This is a genomic window from Pseudomonas sp. R1-43-08 (genome assembly GCF_003852255.1).
Classification (GTDB): Bacteria; Pseudomonadota; Gammaproteobacteria; order Pseudomonadales; family Pseudomonadaceae; genus Aquipseudomonas.
Map to the genome: position 1 here is coordinate 3,716,984 of NZ_CP027734.1, position 21,430 is coordinate 3,738,413.

19 protein-coding genes and 1 pseudogene are annotated in these 21,430 nt (G+C 56.7%); 6 read left to right on the forward strand and 14 right to left on the reverse strand.

The window, feature by feature from the left end; genetic code table 11:
• Window positions 1-14: 14 nt before the first annotated feature.
• The 4 genes from C4J87_RS17025 to C4J87_RS17040 all read right to left on the reverse strand — a co-directional run bounded on the left by C4J87_RS17025 (window position 15) and on the right by C4J87_RS17040 (window position 4,427).
• Window positions 15-641, reverse strand: coding sequence for a glutathione S-transferase family protein (locus tag C4J87_RS17025; protein WP_124367732.1), 627 nt, complete (start codon window positions 639-641; stop codon window positions 15-17).
• Window positions 642-709: 68 nt separating this feature from the next.
• A complete protein-coding gene (locus tag C4J87_RS17030) occupies window positions 710-2,767 on the reverse strand; it encodes a methyl-accepting chemotaxis protein (protein WP_124367733.1) in 2,058 nt (685 codons plus the stop codon).
• A 240-nt stretch (window positions 2,768-3,007) separates the two neighbouring features.
• A complete protein-coding gene (locus C4J87_RS17035) occupies window positions 3,008-3,703 on the reverse strand; it encodes a tRNA (adenine(22)-N(1))-methyltransferase TrmK (RefSeq protein WP_124367734.1) in 696 nt (231 codons plus the stop codon).
• A 13-nt stretch (window positions 3,704-3,716) separates the two neighbouring features.
• A complete protein-coding gene (locus C4J87_RS17040) occupies window positions 3,717-4,427 on the reverse strand; it encodes a FadR/GntR family transcriptional regulator (protein ID WP_124367735.1) in 711 nt (236 codons plus the stop codon).
• A gap of 337 nt (window positions 4,428-4,764) precedes the next feature.
• Here C4J87_RS17040 and C4J87_RS17045 point away from each other — a divergent pair, with 337 nt between their 5' ends.
• The 4 genes from C4J87_RS17045 (at window position 4,765) to C4J87_RS17060 (ending at window position 9,071) form a co-directional block, all read left to right on the forward strand.
• Entirely contained in the window at window positions 4,765-6,147 is a 1,383-nt protein-coding gene (locus C4J87_RS17045) for an MFS transporter (protein WP_124367736.1), read from the forward strand.
• Window positions 6,144-7,469 carry a glucarate dehydratase gene (gudD, locus tag C4J87_RS17050; protein ID WP_124367737.1) on the forward strand — a complete coding sequence of 442 codons (1,326 nt, stop codon included), beginning with the start codon at window positions 6,144-6,146 and terminating at the stop codon, window positions 7,467-7,469. The genes C4J87_RS17045 and gudD overlap by 4 nt, the downstream gene beginning before the upstream one ends.
• A 277-nt stretch (window positions 7,470-7,746) precedes the next feature.
• Complete coding sequence (locus tag C4J87_RS17055) at window positions 7,747-8,775, forward strand: alpha/beta fold hydrolase (RefSeq protein WP_124367738.1); 1,029 nt, start codon at window positions 7,747-7,749, stop codon at window positions 8,773-8,775.
• A 125-nt stretch (window positions 8,776-8,900) separates the two neighbouring features.
• Complete coding sequence (locus C4J87_RS17060; RefSeq protein ID WP_124363663.1) at window positions 8,901-9,071, forward strand: DUF2986 domain-containing protein; 171 nt, start codon at window positions 8,901-8,903, stop codon at window positions 9,069-9,071.
• Here the strand turns inward: C4J87_RS17060 and C4J87_RS17065 are convergent.
• The 3 genes from C4J87_RS17065 to C4J87_RS17075 form a co-directional block, all read right to left on the reverse strand.
• The gene (locus C4J87_RS17065) at window positions 9,043-10,038 is read right to left on the reverse strand and encodes a GlxA family transcriptional regulator (RefSeq protein WP_124367739.1); all 996 of its coding nucleotides are present in this window, start codon (window positions 10,036-10,038) and stop codon (window positions 9,043-9,045) included. The two genes, C4J87_RS17060 and C4J87_RS17065, sit on opposite strands and share 29 nt — an antisense overlap.
• A gap of 4 nt (window positions 10,039-10,042) precedes the next feature.
• Window positions 10,043-10,585 carry a cysteine hydrolase family protein gene (locus tag C4J87_RS17070; RefSeq protein ID WP_124367740.1) on the reverse strand — a complete coding sequence of 181 codons (543 nt, stop codon included), beginning with the start codon at window positions 10,583-10,585 and terminating at the stop codon, window positions 10,043-10,045.
• Between the two features lie 129 nt (window positions 10,586-10,714).
• Window positions 10,715-11,926 carry a YeeE/YedE family protein gene (locus tag C4J87_RS17075; RefSeq protein WP_124367741.1) on the reverse strand — a complete coding sequence of 404 codons (1,212 nt, stop codon included), beginning with the start codon at window positions 11,924-11,926 and terminating at the stop codon, window positions 10,715-10,717.
• A gap of 177 nt (window positions 11,927-12,103) precedes the next feature.
• On the opposite strand from C4J87_RS17075, the gene C4J87_RS17080 reads away from it, so the two are divergent.
• Both C4J87_RS17080 and dmeF read left to right on the forward strand, forming a co-directional pair.
• Complete coding sequence (locus tag C4J87_RS17080; protein ID WP_124367742.1) at window positions 12,104-12,379, forward strand: metal/formaldehyde-sensitive transcriptional repressor; 276 nt, start codon at window positions 12,104-12,106, stop codon at window positions 12,377-12,379.
• Window positions 12,380-12,399: 20 nt separating this feature from the next.
• The gene (gene dmeF, locus C4J87_RS17085; RefSeq protein WP_164487667.1) at window positions 12,400-13,326 is read left to right on the forward strand and encodes a CDF family Co(II)/Ni(II) efflux transporter DmeF; all 927 of its coding nucleotides are present in this window, start codon (window positions 12,400-12,402) and stop codon (window positions 13,324-13,326) included.
• A 491-nt stretch (window positions 13,327-13,817) separates the two neighbouring features.
• Here dmeF and C4J87_RS17090 read toward each other — a convergent pair.
• The 7 genes and pseudogenes from C4J87_RS17090 to C4J87_RS17120 all read right to left on the reverse strand — a co-directional run bounded on the left by C4J87_RS17090 (window position 13,818) and on the right by C4J87_RS17120 (window position 21,423).
• A pseudogene (locus C4J87_RS17090) lies at window positions 13,818-14,356 on the reverse strand (GNAT family N-acetyltransferase).
• A gap of 13 nt (window positions 14,357-14,369) precedes the next feature.
• Window positions 14,370-15,182 carry a hypothetical protein gene (locus C4J87_RS17095; protein WP_124367744.1) on the reverse strand — a complete coding sequence of 271 codons (813 nt, stop codon included), beginning with the start codon at window positions 15,180-15,182 and terminating at the stop codon, window positions 14,370-14,372.
• Window positions 15,161-15,703, reverse strand: coding sequence for an MFS transporter (locus C4J87_RS17100; RefSeq protein WP_124367745.1), 543 nt, complete (start codon window positions 15,701-15,703; stop codon window positions 15,161-15,163). Before C4J87_RS17100 ends, C4J87_RS17095 begins: the two co-directional genes overlap by 22 nt.
• Complete coding sequence (locus C4J87_RS17105) at window positions 15,703-16,386, reverse strand: TfuA-like protein (protein WP_124367746.1); 684 nt, start codon at window positions 16,384-16,386, stop codon at window positions 15,703-15,705. Before C4J87_RS17105 ends, C4J87_RS17100 begins: the two co-directional genes overlap by 1 nt.
• Window positions 16,364-17,521, reverse strand: coding sequence for a YcaO-like family protein (locus C4J87_RS17110; protein WP_164487668.1), 1,158 nt, complete (start codon window positions 17,519-17,521; stop codon window positions 16,364-16,366). Before C4J87_RS17110 ends, C4J87_RS17105 begins: the two co-directional genes overlap by 23 nt.
• A complete protein-coding gene (locus C4J87_RS17115; RefSeq protein WP_124367748.1) occupies window positions 17,518-20,571 on the reverse strand; it encodes a carbamoyltransferase C-terminal domain-containing protein in 3,054 nt (1,017 codons plus the stop codon). Before C4J87_RS17115 ends, C4J87_RS17110 begins: the two co-directional genes overlap by 4 nt.
• The gene (locus C4J87_RS17120; protein WP_124367749.1) at window positions 20,572-21,423 is read right to left on the reverse strand and encodes a DUF692 family multinuclear iron-containing protein; all 852 of its coding nucleotides are present in this window, start codon (window positions 21,421-21,423) and stop codon (window positions 20,572-20,574) included. It lies immediately after the preceding gene.
• Between the last annotated feature and the right edge of the window lie 7 nt (window positions 21,424-21,430).

The following is a 21,430-nucleotide window of genomic DNA, read 5'->3' on the forward strand; positions in this document are numbered from 1 at the left end:
TCCTTCATGCGCCTCTATTTGGCGAACGCATACTCGCCGCCCTGCTCCACTGCCTTGCGATAAGCCGGTCGTTGCTGGAGCTTGTCTACCCATGCCGCCAGATTCGGGTACGCCTGCAGCTTGCCCTGCGCCTTGGCAATCTCGCCGATAAAGCTCATCTGGATGTCCGCACCGGTCAGCTCGTCACCCACCAGATACGGGGTTTGCCCGAGCACGTCATTCAGGTAGCCGAGGTAGTTGGCCAGCTCTGATTCAATGCGCGGATGCAGCGGTGCGCCGGCTTCACCCAGGCGCCCGACGTAGAGGTTGAGCATCAACGGCAGCATGGCCGAGCCCTCGGCGAAATGCAGCCACTGCACGTATTGGTCGTAGCTGGCGCTGGCCGGATCGGGTTGAAATTGACCGTTGCCGTGGCGGCGGATCAGGTAGTCGATGATGGCGGCCGATTCAATCAGTACACGGGAACCGTCCTCGATCACCGGCGATTTGCCCAGCGGGTGAATGGCCTTGAGCTCGGGAGGCGCGAGGTTGGTTTTCGGGTCGCGCTGGTAGCGCTTGATCTCGTAGGGCAGGCCCAGCTCTTCGAGCAACCAGAGGATGCGCTGGGAGCGCGAATTGTTGAGGTGGTGAACGGTAATCATAGGGGGGCAGCTCCGTTAGGGTTAAGGAGAAGACTACACGACGGCGGCAGAGTGCCCTGAATGGGCGCTCAGTCCAATCGAAACCGCGCCGTGTTAGCACTCAACGCCCGGCTGCCCTTGCTCAGGCTGTCGGCGGCCTGATTGACTGCCCGTGCGCCGTCGAGCAAGCGCCCGGCCGCCTGGTCCACCTGCTGGATATTGCCGCTCACCTCGTCGGCCGTCGTGGCCTGTTCTTCCACGGCGGCGGCGATTTGCGCCAGGGTGTCGGTGACGTTCTGTACGGCACCGGCGATTTCGCCGAGGCGCGTGCCCAGGCCGGTGACGGATTCGGCGTCACTGAGCGCCTGGTTGCAGGCGGCGCCCATCAGGCTGACGGCCTGGCTGACCGTGGCGCGCAAGCTGTCCACGGTGCTGGCGATCTGCGCGGTGGACGCCTGGGTGCGTTGCGACAGGCTGCGCACCTCATCGGCGACCACGGCGAATCCGCGACCTTGCTCGCCGGCGCGGGCAGCTTCGATGGCGGCATTGAGAGCCAGCAGGTTGGTCTGCTCGGCGATCCCGCGAATGGTGTCGACCACCGATTGAATCTGCTGGCCCTGCTGGCTGACTTGTTCCAGCGCGTTGGCGGTGTCGGTCAGGCGCTGATTGAGTTGCTGGATGCTGGCCGTGGTGCGCTGGCTGTCGCGGCTGCTGTCCTCGGCGATGCGCCGGGTCTGCTGGGCGCTGTCGGCAGCCTGCTCGCAACTTTTGGCGACCCCCAGGGAGGTGGCGGCCAACTGGGTGGCGGCTGCGGCAATCTGGCTGATCTGGTGTTGCTGGTCTTCGACTTCGGTGAGGGTGCTGCCCGATTGCGCGTTGAGGGTGAGCACGGTGGCGCCCAGCTGCTGGGTTTCATGATTGACGCCGAGCAGGCTGGCGCGCAGTTGCACCACGGCGACGTTGAGCGCCGTGCTGATGGCGGCCAGTTCGTCGCGCCCCTCCACCGCCACTTCGACACGCAGGTTGCCGTCACGCAAGGACTCGGCCAGCGTCGTGATGCCGCTGGCGCTGCGGCGGATCGACGCTTGCAGGCAGACGAACAGGTACAACGCCGCCAGCGCCAGCAGGCTGAACGTCGCCGCCACGGGGATGAAGTGCTGCAGCGAGCGCTCACGGTAGTAACTCAAGCGTGCGTCGAGCGAATGCAGCGACTGGCTGCGCAACGCGCCCAAGGCCGCAAGCATGGCGTCGACGCTTTGGTCGAACGCGGCGGTGTCGAGCTTGATGGTGCCGCCGAAGACGCCCTCGTCCAGGGTCTTCAGCTCGCTGTCCAGGCGTTTCAGGCTGGTTTCGTACTGCACCGTCCAGGGCTCGAGGCCTGGGTATTGCCTGGCTTTGAGCGCGCCGGCTGCCTTGACCAACTGGTCGCGCGCATCTCCGATGCGGCCGCGCAGGTCGCGCATCTGCAAACGGCTTTGCAGGGTGAACTGGCCCGAGGCGATCGAGGATTGGCCGACGCTGGCCGTGCGCCCGATACGCTCGATCAGGTCCGGGGTGTGCTGGCTGGAAATCTGCATCAACAGGTAGGTTTCCAGCCATGGATCGAGGATCAGGCCGGCGTCCAGGGTGATCTGTTCGCGCAGCGATTGCATAGCGGTCAGGGCGGCGGTGAAGCGGTCATAGCCATCCGGCCACCAGCCGACGGTGCGCAGGGCCTGGGTGTCCATGCCCTTGACCGCTACCTGCAAGGTGTCGAAGCGCGCCAGGGTATCGGCGCTGGCGTTATGGGTTCTGAGCGCGTCGCCCAGGGTTTGCAGGCCTTGCTGGATCACTGGGCTGCCAGCGTCCACCTTGTCCATTGCGGCCTGGGCGGCAGGGGTTGGCGTATGCAGAATATCCAGGGCTTTCCAGCGGGCGGCCAGGTTGCGTTGGGCGGTCAGTTGCACATCGAGCGAGTCCAGCGCCAACAGTTGGCGCACACCGGACTGTTCGCTGGAGATCACCGCGAGTTTGTCGCGGTAATCCTGGCCGATCATCCACAGGCTCCCGGCCAGCGGCAGCATGAACAGGAAGAACAGCACCTGGAACTTGCGCGCGAAACCGAACCGCCCAAGCAGGCGGATACCCGGTGATAAAAGTCTTTGCATGCCCTGCAACTCCCCTGAACAAACTCAAGCTTCACAGCGTGTGAAATAACTAACGGCAAAATGCCATGTCATTGATTAGCAAGATATGGGCCGCAGGTTGAAACCTTGGCGATAGGCGTGATGGCACCGCGAAAAGGGCCGGCGGTGCGCGAAAATGGGGCAAAAGCACTCATTGGCGGGCACGCTCTGTAACCGCCGGGGACAAAAGTTTCGGGGGAGCTACGCTGTACGCGGCGGCGTTCAGCCCAGCACATGGGTAATCCATTGGATGTGCTGGGCAATTTCTTGCCGTTTTGCTTGCGGCACCGACTGCCTGGCCTTCTCGAAACCGCCAAGCGTCTTGTGCTTCTCGCGCAGCAGGCGTTGCCATTTCGCCACGAACATCGGGGTGCGCGCCTGCAGGTGCAGCGGTCCGAAGTACAGCTGCTCATCGGTGTAGCTCACCGGCCCGCTACGTTCGGCGATGATGATTTCGTAGTAGAAGCGGTTCTCCTGCAGCAGCTCCTCGTGCAGGATTCGGTAGCCGTTGTCCATCAACCAGTGGCGCAACGGTTGCTCGCCGCCGTTGGGTTGCAGGATCAGGCGTTCCTGGCCGCTCAACCGCGCTTTACCGCTGTCGAGGATGTCGCGGATCGTCTCGCCGCCCATGCCGCACAGGCTGACAGCGGTGATGGCGTCGTCCGGCTCGATGGCTGCCAGACCATCGGCCCGGCGTACGCGGATGCACTGCTCCAGGTCGTTGGCGCGCACGGTGCGCTGGGCCGCGTGAAAGGGCGTGGCCGCGACCTCTCCCGCCACAGCGTGGGCAATCACGCCACGACGCATCAGCGCCACCGGCAGGTAAGCATGGTCCGAGCCGATATCAGCCAGGCGCGCGCCGACCGGCACCCATGCCGCCACGCGCTCCAGGCGCATGGACAATGTGTGTTCGTTCAACAGGGATTCCTTGTCATTCGCCGGAAAATCGATCCCGGCTATTGGTCAAATGCAGCACCATCGCCGCCCGCGCGGCATCCGGGTCCTGGCGCTTGAGCGCATTGAAGATCGCTTCATGCTCCAGGTTCGCCAATTGCCCCAGCTTGGCAAAATCCGCGCCGCCGCGCTCGGCGCCCAGCACCAGGGCGCGGGGGATCATCGCAGTGCCCAGGTGCTGCATGATTTCGCTGAAAAACGTGTTGCCGGTGGCCTCGGCGATCAGTTGGTGAAAGCGCTTGTCTTCTTCCACGCAGCTGTCGTTGTTGGCGAGCGAAGCCTGGTAGTCGTCCAGCGCCTGACGCATGTGCGCCAGTTGCTCGTCGGTACGGCGCAGCGCGGCCAGCGCCACGGCTTGCACTTCCAGGCCCAGGCGCAGCTCCAGCATGTTGCGCACGCTGGCGACCGTGTCCACATGCAGGCGCAAGCCTTGCTGGGGGTGTTGCGCCAACACGAAGGTGCCGATGCCATGGCGCGTCTCCACCAGGCCAGAGGCTTGCAGCTTGGAGATGGCTTCGCGCACCACCGTACGGCTGACCCCGTGCTCAAGCACGATGGTGGATTCGGACGGCAGTTTTTCACCGGGTTTGAGCTGCCCGAGCAGGATGCGCTGGGTCAGTGCGTCGACTACGCCCTGGGCCAGGTTGGTGGAGCGTTTGCGCACAGCGGGGGCGTTTTCAATGGGCATTGCGAGGGTCCACGGGGTTGGGCTGGTAGGAGCTTAACACTGGGTTCAGGCGCGGCGTTGGGTTGATTCGTGAAACGATTAACTTGTATGACAACCAACCTGAAACACTTCAGTACCATTTCTGTATCGGGGATTTTTTGCCGGGGGTACCGGCGGCTACAAGGCTTCTAAAACCCATTAAAAACCTGATAAATAACCAAAAGAAAGCTCGCTCTCCGCTTTTATAAGAATAAATACAGATCCCGATGCATTGCGGTTTTCAAAAAACAACTTGTATGATGTCTGGTAACAAGACACGCAAACCCGCATAAAAACAAATCAGGGGGAGTTTTGAATTGTGAACAATTCAAGCCATGCATCTGCCACACCAGAAACTGATTCGGTGCTCGCTCGCGCCGTGAGCAAAGTGAAGGGCCATGTGCTCCCACTGTTCGTGATCATGTTCATCCTCAACTACATCGACCGGGTCAATATCGGCTTCGTGCGCACGCATATGGAGCACGACCTGGGCATCGGCGCGGCGGCCTATGGCTTCGGTGCCGGGCTGTTCTTCATCGGCTACGCGATCTTCGAAGTGCCGTCGAACATGCTGCTGCAAAAAGTCGGCGCGCGCATCTGGCTGACCCGCATCATGTTCACCTGGGGCATCGTCGCCACGATGATGGCGTTCATCCAGAACGAAACCCACTTCTACATCCTGCGCTTTTTGCTGGGCGTGGCTGAAGCGGGCTTCTTCCCCGGCGTGATCTACTACTTCACCCGCTGGTTGCCAGGCGTGGAGCGCGGCAAAGCCATTGCGATTTTCCTCAGTGGTTCGGCGGTTGCTTCACTGATCTCCGGTCCGCTGTCGGGTGCGCTGTTGCAGATCGAAGGCTTGGGCTTTCACGGCTGGCAATGGATGTTCGCCATCGAAGGCCTGGCCTCGGTGGCACTGGGCTTCTTCGTCTGGTTCTGGCTGGACTCCAAGCCCCATGACGCCAAGTGGCTGAGCCGCGAAGAACAGGACGCACTGGTGGGCGCCATCGATCAGGAACAGCGCGATCGCGAAGCCCTGACCACGGTCAAACCGACCATCGGCAAACTGCTCAAGGACCGCCAGATCATGCTGTTCTGCGCCTTGTATTTCTGCATCCAACTGACGATCTATGCGGCGACGTTCTGGCTGCCGAGCATCATCAAGAAAATGGGTGACCTGAGCGATGTGCAGGTCGGGTTCTTCAACTCGATTCCCTGGCTGATCTCGATCATCGCCATGTACGCCTTCGCATCGCTGTCGGGCAAATTCAAATTCCAGCAGGCCTGGGTCGCGGCAGCCTTGTTGATCGCGGCAGCCGGGATGTTCATGTCCACCACGGGCGGGCCGATCTTCGCCTTCGTGGCCATCTGCTTTGCGGCCATCGGTTTCAAATCCGCTTCTTCGCTGTTCTGGCCGATCCCACAGGGCTACCTCGACGTGCGCATCGCCGCCGCGGTGATCGCGCTGATCAACTCCATCGGCAACCTGGGTGGCTTTGTCGCACCGACCACCTTCGGCTTCCTGGAACAAACCACCGGCTCGATCCAGGGCGGGCTTTACGGCCTGGCTGGCACCTCTGTGCTCGCGGCCATCCTGGTGTTTTTCGCCAAGACGTCACCGTCTGCCGGCTTGATGTCGCCCAGCGTTGCGCCCACCGGTGCCGCCGTCAGCAAATTATTTGAGCGTATAAGGACTTTGCCATGAACACGCCTGTTGTCACCCATTTCCAAGTCATCCCGGTCGCCGGCCACGACAGCATGCTGCTGAACCTCAGCGGCGCCCACGGCCCTTATTTCACCCGCAATATCGTCATTCTCAAGGACAGTGGCGGCAACACCGGCGTAGGCGAAGTGCCCGGTGGCGAGCGCATCCGCGAAACCCTGGAAGACGCGCGCGGCCTGGTGATCGGCCAGCCCATCGGGCAGTACCAGCGCATCCTCAATCAAATGCGCACCACCTTTGCCTCAAGAGACGCGGCCGGTCGTGGGCTGCAAACCTTTGATCTGCGTATCACCATTCACGCCGTTACCGCGATGGAGGCTGCCCTGCTCGACTTGCTCGGGCAATTCCTCGAAGTACCAGTGGCGGCCCTGCTCGGAGAGGGCCAGCAACGCGATGCGGTGAAAATGCTCGGTTATCTGTTCTACGTCGGTGACCGCAGCGCAACGGACCTGGCCTATCGCAACGAGGCCGACGCCGACGACGACTGGTTCCGCCTGCGCCACGAGAAAGCCTTGACCGCCGACGCCGTGGTACGCCTGGCCGAAGCCGCCAAAGCCAAATACGGCTTCAACGACTTCAAGCTCAAGGGCGGCGTGCTGAGTGGCGATGCAGAAATCGAAGCCGTTACGGCCCTGGCCGAACGCTTCCCCGATGCGCGCATCACCCTCGACCCGAACGGCGCCTGGTCACTCAAGGAGGCGATCCGCCTGTGCCGTGACCAGCATCACGTACTCGCCTATGCCGAAGACCCCTGCGGTGCGGAAAACGGTTACTCGGGCCGCGAAGTCATGGCCGAATTCCGCCGTGCCACGGGCCTGAAAACCGCGACCAACATGATCGCCACCGACTGGCGTGAAATGGGCCATGCGATCCAGCTGCAATCGGTGGACATTCCCCTCGCCGACCCGCACTTCTGGACGATGCAGGGCTCGGTGCGGGTGGCGCAACTGTGCAACGAGTGGGGCCTGACCTGGGGTTCGCATTCCAACAACCATTTCGATATTTCCCTGGCCATGTTCACCCAGGTGGCGGCTGCCGCACCCGGCGAGATCACTGCCATCGACACCCACTGGATCTGGCAGGACGGCCAGCGCCTGACCAAGGCGCCCCTGCAGATTGAAGGCGGCTACGTAAAAGTGCCGGCCAAGGCGGGCCTCGGGGTGGATATCGACATGGATGCCGTGGCCAAGGCCCATGAGTTATACAAAGGCATGGGGTTGGGCGCGCGGGACGACAGCGTGGCGATGCAGTACCTGATTCCAGGTTGGAGCTTCAACAACAAGCGACCTTGCCTGATGCGGTGAGGCGTGGAGCCCTGATCTTTAGCTGATACAGCACAAATCCAATGTGGGAGGGGGCTTGCCCCGATAGCGGTCTATCAGTTAAAAAATGGCTGACTGGCACATCGCAATCGGGGGCAAGCCCCCTCCCACATTTGGATCAGCGCAGCGTCGCTCCCGGCGCGCTATTGCTACCCAACAGGATGATCCGTAAAGCGTTCGGCGGTAAAAGGTCTGCGCGCCTACCAAAACTGCCTGTTCCAGTTCATGCTGCGCCCTCACTTCAAGGACGATAAAAACAGTGAAAACCGCCCTCGCCGCCCTGTTCCTGATTTGCCTGACCGGCCACGCATTCGCCAACGACTACCCTGTCGGCTTCAAAACCGCCACGCTGTCCGATGCACACAACCTGCGCCCGCTGGAATTAGTGGTCTGGTATCCCGCGATAACCGAAGCCACGCCACGGCTGATCCGAGACGACATGGTTTTCTACGGCACCCTTGCCGTACCCGACGCACCGCCGGCCAACGGCGAACATCCGCTGGTGGTGCTTTCTCACGGCTATCGTGGCAATTGGGGCAATCAGGCGTGGTTGGGCAGTGCGTTGGCCCGTCAGGGTTATATCGTGGCGGCGGTCAACCATCCGGGCAGCACTACCAAAGATCGCAGCCCCGCCGCCGCCGCACGATTGTGGCAGCGGCCCGAAGACCTGAGTCGTGCCATTGACTCGGTGCTTGCACAGCCCAAGCAGTTCGGCGCCGTGGCGCAAAGCCGCATTGCACTGGTAGGTCACTCCCTCGGCGCCTGGACCGTGCTGGAAAGCGCCGGTGCGCGTTTTGATCACGCGCGCTTTGCCAAGGATTGCGGCGTCCATCCACAACTGAGCAGTTGCAGCGTTTACCAGCAAATGAACCCCGCCGGTACACCGGCTGGCGAGGCTCAATTGGCTGCTGACTTGAGCGACAAGCGCGTCACTGCGGTGGTGTCCCTGGACATTGGCCTGTCGCGCGGTTTTACCGACGCAAGCCTGGCCGCGCTGCCCGTGCCGGTACTGGTAATCGCCGCTGGCGTGCCGTCCATGGAATTGCCGTCGCAACTGGAGTCCGCCGACCTGGCCAAGCGGCTCCCCAAGGCGTCAACGCAATACGTGGAAATCAGCGATGCGAGCCACTTCAGCTTTATGGCGCAGTGCAAACTCGGCGCAGCGGCAATGCTCGACGAGGATGCGCCCGGCGACGGCATCATTTGTCAGGATGGCGCGGGCGGGCGGCCTCGGGCGGCGATCCAGCAGCAGGTGGTCGCGCTGATCAGCAAGTTCCTCGCACATTAATCTGTGGCGAAGGCGCTTGCTCCATCGCCGCAGGTACAGCGCATGCTTGACGGGTATGCTCCAGGACCACGGCCACAGTTTTCAAACTGGTATCATCCGCGCCCTCCCCCATCAGGCCAACACACATGAACCGCCAGAAAAAACTCAAGCAGCTCTTCAAGGCCAAGGCCAAAAAGGCCAGTGCCAAACTGGCGCCGAAGAGCAAAGATACATACGTCAGCAAGGCGGACCGTTTAAAGCTGGCGGCCGAGACCGGCCAGGAGTCGGTTACGCCCCCTGAGACGCTGGCTGAATAAGGCGCATCGCTGAAGGCGTGCCCGTTTCATATTTGCCCCAGATACGCCGCAGGTGGCGCGCCGAACCAAAGCCTGCGCGCTCGGCGACGGTTTCGATGTCCAGGCTCGACTCCACCAGCAGCTCGCGAGCCACGGCCAGGCGCAGACGGTGCAGGTAATCCAGCGGGCTGATGCCGACATGCTCGTGGAACAGGCGCGCCAGATGGCGGCTGCCGGTGCAGGCCAGGTCCGCCATGCGGGTGACGGTCCAGGCGTCGCAGGGGGCGGCGGCAATGGCGTCTTGTACACGATGGACTGCCGGGTGCAGGTGATTACGTCCGGCTATCCACGGCGATAACTGCGGGTCAGCGCCGCTGCGGCGCAGGTACACCACCATGTCCCGTGCGACAGCGCACGCCAGCCTTGGCCCGGCACGCTCGGCGACCAAGTGCAGCATCATATCGATACCAGCGGTGATCCCGGCGCTGCAACTGACCCGACCATCGGTGACGTACAGCCGGTTTTCCAGGACCCGGGCCTTGGGCGCGAGGGCCTGGAGGGTGGCGCACAGCGTGTGGTGCGTGGTGCATTGGCGCCCGTCGAGCAGCCCGGCACGGGCGGCAGTCAGCGCACCGGCGCACACGCATATCAAGCGCTCGGCTGAGGGTGCAAACACCGTCTGCAACCACTGCACCAGGCTGTCGCTGGCGGATTCGAAGGCCTGCTGGCGTGCTTTGTCCACCTTCATGCTGGAGCCGACCAACACCACCAGGCTGCCCGGCGCCAAGCGGGTCGGCAAGGGCGCCAGGCCGGTCAACGGCAAACCGATGGAGCTGTGCAGGGATTCCACCGGGCTGACGTACTGCAGCTCGAAATCCACCGCCGCCGGGTCGTCGGCCTGCGCAGCCAGGCGCAGCACTTCGGCAGGCCCCGCCAGGTCGAGCATCAGCACATTGGGCAACAGCACGAACAGCACCGGCACGTTCATGGATTCACCCCGCCAAGGCCTGGGCGACGGTGACGATGCGCGCAAACCGATCCTCCAGCACCAGTTCCGTACGCTCGCGAATCTGCGCCGAGGTGTACACCCGGCCGCTGCGTGCGTGGGTCATCGGGAAGGTCAGCGTAGCCTCACTGACGAAGTCAACGTTAAACCCGCTGTCCGAGGCCTGCCGCGTGGTGGTTTCACAGCACTGTTCGGTACGAATGCCGCTGATGATCAAGGTAGTGACGCCCATCTGCGTGAGGCGCGCGGCCAGCGATGTACCGGCAAAGGCGCTGTGGTAGTGCTTATGAATGACCAGCTGCGGATCGATCGATAACTCGCTCAATGTCTTGACGTTACCCGATGCCATCGAAAAGTGCCCTTGGTCTTCCACATGAAAGACTTGTACCACCGGGATGCCCTGCTGAACACAGCCGTCGATGAGGGCCTGCTGGTTTGCCAGGTAATTCGGCAGGTCGTTTTCGGACCAGTAGGGTGAATGACGGAAAGAATGCTGGGCATCAATCACGATCAGGGCTTTGCGGTTCATGGCGGGTCCTTTTGGCTTATGTATGGAGGCAGTGCTGCAAGCCATGGTAAAGACCCTGCCGGATGCACAACAGGCGCAAGGCGGACCGGTTCAGGACGGATTCGGACATGCCAGTGGATACCCTGCCATTCAGCAACCACTCAAGGCGACCTGAGGCCGTTCGCCGGCGAAGAAAAACGGTCGCAGGCGTACGCCCACGCTATTGCCGATAAACGCGGCCACCAGCCACAGCCAACCATGCAGGCTGCCCGAGGCAATGCCGCTGAAGTAGGCGCCAATGTTGCAGCCATACGCCAGACGCGAACCATACCCGAGCAGCAAGCCGCCGATGACCGCAGCGATCAACGAGCGCGCCGGGATCTTCAAGCTCGGCGCGAAACGCCCGGCCAGGCCTGCGGCCAGCAGCGCGCCAAGAATAATGCCGATGTCCATGACGCTGGTGATGTCTTCCCAAACCGGTGCGGCCAAGGCCTTGGCATTGCCCGGCACCTGCCAGAACGCCCAACTGGCCACGTCCACCCCCAGCCCGCTCGCCACCTTGGCGCCCCACAGCGCGAACGCTGAAGTAATGCCCCATGGCCGCCCGGCCAAAGCCAGCGTGGCGTAGTTGAGCAAGGCCAAGCCAATCGCCCCCCACACCAACGGCCACGGCCCGCGCAGGAAACGGCGCAGCCCCTGATATTCGCTGGTCACGCCGGCTTCAAGTTGGCCGTGGCGGCGCTTCTCCAGGCGCACGGTCACCCACGCAATGAGCGCGAACACAGCCAGGCTCAGGAGCAACGCCGGCAATACGCCGAAACTTTTGACGATTGAAACAGGCGGGAACGACGGCAAGGCAAACCACCAGTCGACGTGGTGCGTGGCGATCAACGATCCGCAGATAAAAAACAGCAGAGTCACCAGCATGCGCGCATTACCGCCACCCACGGTGAACAGGGTGCCCGACGCGCAACCACCGCCCAGTTGCATGCCGATGCCGAAGATAAACGCGCCGAATACCACCGACACCCCGGCCGGCGCCACCAACCCGACCACCGGCTGACCGAACAAGCTGCCCGCGCCCAGCGCCGGGAAGAACAACAACACCGCCACCGCCAGCATCACCATCTGCGCGCGCAAGCCGGCGCCGCGTCGATCATTGATAAACACGCGCCAGGCCGAGGTAAAACCAAAGGCGGCGTGGTACAGCGTCAAGCCCAATGCGGCGCCGACGACCAGCAACAATACCTGGCGCACACCCACTGTGTTTTGCAGGAATACGGCGCCCGCCATCAGGACGATAAAGGCCACCAATGGCGCGAACGGCTTGCGCGCCGGGGTCAGGGAAAGGGAAGTGCTCATGGGGACCTCAATGTGTTTGAAGCTGGCCAGTATAAACCCAGAGTGATTGCAGGTAGGCGGCGCATTGCTGGCATGCCTACTGCGCGACCCAACGCTTTCGCAACCCTGCTTAAGCACCGCTGTCTTGCATAGGGGGGGCGGGTATGCAATTCTTGGCATAGGTAAGGGGGGTATACTATGGGCCATCTGGCATCGAACAAAGACGATCTGCTCAAGCGCGTGAAGCGCATTGCAGGCCAGATCCAAGCGGTAGAACGGGCGCTGGAGTCAGATCATGACTGTGCCAAAACGCTCCACCTTGTAGCCGCCACGCGCGGGGCCATCAACGGCCTGATGGACGAAATCATCGAAAATCACGCCAGGGAGCATGTTGCTGATCCGGCGCTGAGCGACGAAGAGCGCGCCAAAGGCGTCGAAGAGCTTCTGGCAGCCATTCGACGTTATTCCAAATGACGAACGCAGGCGCAAATTTCATGAACGGCAACACTGGCTTCACGCACGAGCACGTATATCTCGGCGCGGCACATGATGAGAATGCAAAGCGCACCCTCTGGGTGGTGCTACTGACGGTTGTGATGATGGTCGGTGAGATTGCTGCTGGGTACATCACGGGGTCCATGGCGCTGCTGGCCGACGGGTTTCATATGGCGACCCATGCGGGAGCGCTGGGGATCGCAGCGGTGGCCTATGCATATGCCAAGCGTAATGCCTCCAGCACTCGATTCAGTTTTGGCACCGGCAAAGTTGGTGATCTGGGTGGCTTTGCGTCAGCGCTTATTCTGGGCTTGGTCGCCCTGGGAATTGGCGTTGAATCGGTCATCCGCCTGCTCCAGCCTACCGACGTCCAGTTCGGAACGGCGACGCTGATTGCCGTCGTTGGCCTGATGGTCAACATAGTGAGCGCGCTCTTGCTCGGCCACGGTCACAGCCATGACCATGCCCATGACCATCACGACCATAGTCATCACGCAGGTGATAACAACCTCAGGTCAGCGTACGTCCATGTGATCGCGGATGCCCTGACGTCTGTTCTTGCCATCGCTGCCCTGCTCGCTGGCCGCTACCTCGGATGGGTCTGGCTTGATCCGGCCATGGGTATCGTTGGCGCGATAGTCATCGCACGGTGGGCCTGGAGCCTGATGGGCGCATCTGCGGGTGTTCTACTTGATCAAACCGACGAGCATGTTGCAGAGGAAATTCGCGAGCTGGTTGAACAACCTGGCGACGCCAAAATTACCGACCTGCACGTGTGGCGTGTCGGTCCGCAAGCCCACGCTGCAATTGTCAGTGTTCTCGGTGACGCTACAACCAATGCAGATAACATTCGGGAACGGCTGAAGCCTGTTCATGAAGTCAGTCACCTGACGGTTGAGTTTCGAGCAGCGCTTCCTGCAGCGTAGTGCTCGTTAATACCGCGCTGTTGCCGGGTCAAATCCCGGGCAAAAAAAAGCCTGCATCGCTGCAGGCTTTTCTCTATCTGGCTCCACGACCTGGACTCGAATATAAAAATAAGTATTTGTTTTTCAAAGGAAACTGTGCCGGCTTCGGGACACTTTATCCCTATGATTATCCTAATTAAGTCTGGATTTTACGCGAACCCATTAGATCCCCATGAGCACGGCAACTGCTTTCTCCCACCTGCTGACAAGTGCGGTAGTTCGTCTCTCGTTATGACGGTGCCCGTCCTGAGGCTCGACAGCTTTTGATTCGCGGTGTGCATTCCGAATAACTAATCAGTGGCATTGATGCTGACCAATATTTGTGTCCGACTTCGTGGATACTCGTAGAAATATTGAGCGGCTGGGCGACCCGAAATGGTGAGTCGTGGCAGGTAACAATCGGCCAGAAGCGGATAGATAACAGATGGCGCCATCTCCGATCAATGAGAAGTTTATCGAGGATTAATCAGCGATCTCAATATATGGTCTTCCCAAGCGCCAGCGATTTTCAGATAGGCCCGCGCATATCCCTCCTTTTCAAACCCTAGGGACTGCAAAAGACGCTCACTTCGCACATTGCTCGGCAAATGATTGGCCATAATCCGATGAAGCCCGACTTGCTCAAAGCAGTAACTATTGGTGATCTGAAGTGATTTTTTCATCACCCCCCTGCCTTGGGCAGACTCTGCCAATGAGAAGCCGAGGTTGCATGCTTGAAAAACGCCCTTCACGATGTTCGTGTAGTTACACCGCCCTAGAAGCTCTCCACTCTCAGGTTCCAGCAAGAGAAAAAAATGGATCCTCCAGCTTGCATACTTTCAAACTGCTGCTGGACTCTTTCCCTAGCACTCTCAGAGGTGAAATATTGCTCATCTCTTAGAGGCTCCCAGCGTTGTAGGTGGCGGCGATTTACTTTTTCGTAGCGGTTGATCAACTCAAAATCGTCACTCGTTAATGTACGAAGAAAAAATCCCTCACCTGAGTATTCCATACACACTCCCAGTTTATTCATAACCAAGTTTTACTGCATGGCCGCGAAGAAATAATATGCCCGCAAGCGACGCACTAAGAAAAGTCAGGATGAAAATTTGGAAAAATATAGCATCTGGTGGTTCAACGCCTTGCCCGTTAAATGTTAAATAGGCAGAGTACGATGCATAGATCAGCAAAACGAAAACCTGAACTAAACTATACACAGTTGCTCGAAGGTTCCCTGGAACCATTTCCAAAAGCATCGACTGTATGACACTCTGCCCAGGCGTAAAGCATGCTCGAAACAGCAGAACGAAAATCAGTACGGATAAAATTGAATAACCCAAATAGTAGGCCAACAACATGGACAACGCAAGGACCGCTTGGGCGCCCAACGAGAAGAAGAGAACATTGCCGGGCTTCGACTGCTCCGAAATTAGAGAAGCAGCCCACCCTTTTATATAGTGTGCAAGATTAAATGAAACCAATATCATAAACGCTAGTATTCCTTGAATATAGTTGCCCGGAGTCAGATCAAATTCGCGCAACTGGGAAATCATTAGGTACGTATGCACATGAACGACCATCAAAACTGATAACACCATTAGCACAAACAGAATTATCAGTTTATACCTGTATGCAGGCTGACTTTTAACAATGCCTCTATAGAAAATCAATAGATTTTTCTTGTATGAGAGCCACTTCTCACTTCTATTAGGAAACACTTTATCTCGACGTGCCCCAAGTCCGTCGACTCGAGAAGAAAAAAAGTATAATGATAGCGCAGTATAAGTAACAATAGGAATCGCTAAAGCAAGAGAGCTTACCCCCAAATAATATGGCATACAAATACACCGCCAATAATTAGTGTTGGCGCCATAGCCGAAAAAAAGTTTCCGTAAGCATGAGACATAGACAACGCTTTAAATTTTATGTCACTGGAGCTGCTTTCCAGTGACATCTTACTCACTTCATCATCAATAATACATTGTATATATGCTTGAAAACATCCGGAGACCAAGGCTGTTCCGATCGCTTCCAAGATCGCGGCCACGGATAGGACCCATAAACTATAAGAAAGATGCCCCATCAAACAGGCCCACAGAAGCCCGGCGCAGCTAATGGCAATAACCGCAAAGCCATAGGCTAATGCCTTACGATGGCCAGCGACATCCGCTAAAACCCCCATGGGGATCTCCAAGAACGCCCCGAGGTAGAACCCGATGCTCACCCGCAATGAAACCGCATAAGCAGGCAGAGGACTAAGGACACCGATCGTCAGATAAGCGATCTGGTTGGCGATGGATTCGCTACCTTTCGCAAAGTTATTCAAGTATCCGAGCTTTCTTATCCATGCTTTGTCCATTATATCAAATCCATATCTTTTTTTGAGTAATAACGAGCAATTAAGTTGGTAGCCATACGCGCATCTTTTCTTTTGAGGCTATATTGATCAGATGTTAAATATTCCAGTAGAGCCTCTCGCTTGACGCCTTTGAAAAGCTCGAGCAAATGATCGGCTATAAGTGTTGGGTACCGATCATGCCATGGCATTTTTTTGAGTGCGTTCAACACTAGCCGAGCCTTGGCATAAGGTATCCTCTCCTGAAGCTTCAGGATCGATACAACATGATCAACCTGTACATACGGAACAGTGATCTCAGAGTAATTTTTGGCGTCATACTTAACGGCCACATCCGAATCAGAGTGAAAATATCCAAGATGGAAACCGTTGAAAATGTCACCTACACCCATCATCCCCATAGTACAGCAGTCAGCTGCTCGTAATGCCCCCATGCTTGAAGCGCCATACAGCAGCCATCCTCGCTTCATGAGGTCGATACACTCAATTGGTGATATCGCCATCGCACTACCGAATAATCCATCAATAATTAGGGCACATCCTGGCCGCTGTTGTTCACTTAGCTCATAGAGGTCGTCACGCTGTACCGGTGGTCGAACATCGAAGAGCTTACGGTACTGTTGGATTGATGAAGCAACGGATGGACCTCCGAACAGAACCGGCTTACGCCGCGGAACGAGTAACATATGCTTTCCTTTGAGGGTTCACGTGTTGGTCGAACATTCCGGGGACTAGAATCTTAACGACGGAAAAATCAGCAACAGCGGAAGGCAGTTCACATCTAATGATCTGTTTGAAGCCATGGCTAGCTATTATGCATCTAATCAACTCGAACGCAGATTTCGCGCAATACCCTCCAGCAAAGTCCGACACTGGAAACTCTGATGTGGGGTTGAGCCTATTCAGGATATCTCTAATCAAAAAGAACTGCCTTTCCATATCCTGTGCAGAACTGGCGTAGTATGTCCCATATCGAGATAGGTCCTCGCGGGCTCCCTGCGTACCAACTATCAACCCCTGTATCGCTCCCATCGATGCAGATACAATCGCATCTCGCTCGCTTAAACTTGAAGCGGCGCTCGAAAACATGAAACGAGGCCCCAGTCCCGCATAGTCCAAGATTGCTACGTAATAAGTGGGAATCAATGCGCTGACACGCAATATAATCATCTCAGCTCCATGATCACGGACACTTGAATACAATCGCTGGAAGCGCTCGTCAGTGACCGAAACAGGGTTGATCAATTGACCGGTCTGATTATTCTGGAAGCGCTGGTATAGCAAGGAGGTCGAATAACGCTCCACGACCTCACAAAGCCCGTAGAGTGAAGCTTCGGCCTGTGTTGCACCGCAGGCGAGTCCGGATGTATATGGTCTGATCAGCAGTTGCCCTAGATCGGTGCCATGGTACGGAAAAAGAACCTCGATAGCTGGCACCCATAATTGCATAGCACTGCCAACATCCTCGGCAACTATGAAATCTTGAACTTGCGCGGTGGTTGAATAACCGAAACTTTCCTGAATATCTCGCTGTGAGCCTATATCTCGCTTATCGACGACGAGCTTTTGCGGAAAGTGTGCCGCAGCATGCCGCTCCAAGGCTTCGCAGAGAGCCCCGCAAGTCGCCTCGAGCAGTGTGAAGCCCTTTCCTGTGGTCGCACTGACTTGCCCTTTGACAACGTTTGTACGGACGGCCTGCACCAGCCTTAACCCTACTGGGTTGAAATCGCTGATATCAGAAATTCTCGATATATCCAGTCTGTGACGTTCGGGCAGAATCTTGTTGAGTACTTCCCTTGGACTAAATCGCCGGATGATCATCGCGCGCCCATCCCTGATTTGCATGCATTGAAGACACGAAGGCGCACATAGCGACTCAGTTCTGTCAGTAAATCATCTTCAACTTGCGTACCGCCTTGGGTACAGAGCTCACCAACCGACTTAACGCCATCAATTTTTAGCAGTAGACGCGCCAAATGTTGAGGGACTCGCCTCGTCCTTCCCTGGCTACTGACTTTTAGATCGCACTTAATGTCTTGGCCGTCATTGCTCACCTCCAACAAGACTCCTGGGGCAAACTGTAGGATTGTCTCAGCACTCACTAACACATCAAGGTCGGTGTTGACCTCAACTAAGTAGTCGCCGAATACGACACCATCCAGCTGCGTGCTAAGTAGCATCTCCAAAGCTTGGATTGGAGTCTCGACAATAGGCTGCCCACGCACGTTGAACGACGTGTTTAAAAGCACCGGTAGACCAGTGATCACTTCAAATGACTTGAGCAAGCGATGGATTTCAGGGTTTCGCGATTTGTCGACGGTCTGCACTCTCGCCGTACCGTCGACGTGCGTCACAGCCCCCAGTGCTTCCCGGTAGCCATCACGCACCTCGACGACCTCCAGCATGTAGGGCAAATCGACATTGCAATCAAAGAAAATCTCGGCAGACTCACTCGTCACCATTGGTGCGAAGGGCCGGAAGTCTTCTCGGTACTTAATCCAACGGTTGATATGAAGCCAAGTTTCCTTTTTTCTCGGATCCGCCAAGATTGATCTCGCGCCCAGTGCTCGTGGGCCGAACTCGCTGCCCAGCGTTAAAGAAAAATGACCAAATACCTTCCCTTTAGACAATTGCGTGGCTATCACTTGCGTATCAACTTTACTGATTTTTACCCTGTTCGAATATTTATTGATCGCTTGAAATACATCATTAAGATCATAAATTACGCCAAGGAAATCAGTGTCGAACAGTGCTGTTGGAACGTGCCCCGTCGACCAATACAGCGCGGCTGCGGCGGCACCAATCGCTACACCCGCATCATGTTGAGCCGGCAACAGGAAAAAGCTCTTGGGCGAGAGGCTTGTCCTGATCTTGTGATTGGCGACCGAATTTAATGCGATACCTCCAGAGAAAACGATATGGTCTTGACTTACCGCATACTTATTGAATCGGTCCAGCAGTGCCAACTCTAAGTCGGCCTGGACCCTAGCGGCCAGGTTAGCATGTTGAAAGACGTTGTCATTTAAGTCCTTTTGAACGGACAGCTTCCACGTATAGGCAAAATTGAGCTTTCCTTCGCTGTCTCTGACTAGCAATGAAGGAGAAGTGCGATCACCATAGGGTGACAAACCCATGAGCTTCCCGGAGTCCTGCCAAGAGCCAAATACATACTGGCTGACTGCTGCATACGTTTCCCCTAGGGAACTGCTACCAGCTCTAACATTAAATGACCTCGCATACTCTCTACTTATAAGCCTGTAACCGCTGGCATTTATGTCGTACACCGAAAATGTGTGCAGGAGCATATCTTCGCCATTACGCCCCCGCTCCAGATACTTTTTCAAATCAGGTCCAGTGAAAAGCAGATCATCACAGCCGATCGTCACGCCCCCTGAACCGTCTGCTACAAAAACCTTCGCGGAAGAGGTATGTGCACCTGAGAATCCCGCCAATGCATGACAGAGGTGGTGGCTTACATATAGGCATTTAGCCGAGTAAGGGTCGAACGCATCGAAACTTGATCCGGCCAAAGGCTGACTCAGCCCCGTGTATTCAGGTGTCAACGCCTGGCTATTAAAAGTGATGATATCGACATCATTGATGGACAGCCCTGCGGCGGCTAAGCAGTAATTAATGGCCACATTCGAGTCAAGAACAGAACGCCCATCATGCTTAATTCGAGTAATCCGCTCTTGTTGAATACCTTGCACCAACTTACCATTGACGACCAGAACAGCAGATGCATCGTGACTGGCCGAAATCCCCAAGATCACCTTATCCTCAGGCCGCTTCAGCGGAATAACAGTCTCCTCGAGGACTGAACACTCTAAGCCGGTCCAACAAATACCGATGGACTCACAGAGACCCTCAATGGCAATCCTTATCTCTTGAACAGACTGAGTCACTCCGGCCGGAATGCCTAGCTGATCCATCTCCAGTAGCGCACACCCAGCATATTGCCCGACCGTATTATTATTGAGATAAATCGTGATCTGCAACTTACTTGACTTCAGGAAATCACCGACGGCCATTTGCGAAGGTTCACAACAAATGGCAAGCCGCGCCAGCTGCAAATGATCACAAGGCCATGAAAACGCCATGGTAACGGTGTAGCCCCGGCTTTTACGTTCTAATGCAATCGAACTGAACTTTTGCTCGATAACCGCGAACTCTGAAACAAGATATGAATTTCGATAGGCTCGAGAGAGTAAGAGCAAGCCCGCTTGAATGACCGCATTAGTAGCTGGGCCGTTAACACGATCCGCAATGGAAGCGGCCAGCACTGAAAGTAACACCACTGCGGGCGACGACCCTTTGATAACCGATCCAGCCCCTACGGAAGGGTATTCAAAATCCTGAAGCAGGAAGCTGGGGGGGAGATTGTCGAGCGGCCCATAACCGACAACACCACCATCTTCCAGCAGCAGTCCGACACTAACTACGTTGCGCAAGGCGCCGGGAAGCCGAGCACTTTCTCTATCGTGCCCAGCAGAGCAGATCACAAGGCTGCGTGTTGTGTTAGACCCTTGCGACTCCAATATCTGCATGCCGATATGCTCGACACTTACGGTAGATGATAAAGAGTAGGCATGCGCCTCAATCCGGATAGCTCCATGCTGCTCCACCAAGTCTTGCTTTACCCTTATGTAGCCGTGCTTTAGAACATCTAAATAGCTTACCGAAATAAGTTCGATATTCGTCCTAAGACGCTCATCATCCAGAAGGAACCGGGTGATTCTCTCCGAGTGGTCAAACGGCCCGGCCGTGACACGCACATATCTGAATTCGCCTTGATGACCACTGTCGTAAATGGCAATCCGTGTTCGCCTGCCAATAATGGCTATACGCTGGAGTATGGTCCTAATATCCATTCAGCAGGACTCCATGCAAAAATTCGCCAAAAAGCCAGCAGATTTGGCCACGCTTTCCAGTCGATCTAGATCAGCCAAGATCAATTCTGGAGTAATACCCGTACCGATTTCATAAGTAATAGCGCGGAGATGCCTGCATTGAGCAATTGCTAACATGAGGATGTCTAATGTAGCTTCGAGCACAGCCTCCGAATGGGTATCTCTATATCGCCACTCAAACTCAGGATGAATACTACCTCCCGCCACATGAATTTCAACAACCGCATCAAGTGGTAACTTCTCCAACACTTCAGCGGCTGGCGTTTCCGTATAAATGGCATAAGAAAGCACATGGCTGACATCGAGAACCATCCCACAACCAGTTTCATCAATTAACTTACTAAAAAAACACTCTAAACGTAGATCGCCAGAAACGAAACTGCACGAAGGAAATTCGGCGAGAAAAGGAATATCTACAACCTTATTGATTTCACGAATACCGTTAACAGTCTGCTCTAGAACTTCTCGGCATAGCACGGGAGGTGAGAAATAAGGGATACTGTAAGGTCCAATATTCCATATCCCTATATCCTCCAGGCACCACACGGCCTTCAGCGCTGAAGAAATCTTCTTTTGATCCAGTAGTGCATCCAAGTTCAATCCACCCTGCCCAGCTGGCGCTACACCTGTAAAGTGATGGATTATCGGGAGTCTGTCTGATATTTGGAGGAACGCATCTACTTCCGTCATGGAACTCAAACCGACAATCGACAGATGCGAAAGGCGGTTGTGCGTCTCCTTGATCAAATCATCAAGTCCGATCCCATAACCGAGTCGATGCTGATAATCTATTCCCAGACCAATGCGTGCCATGGTTATT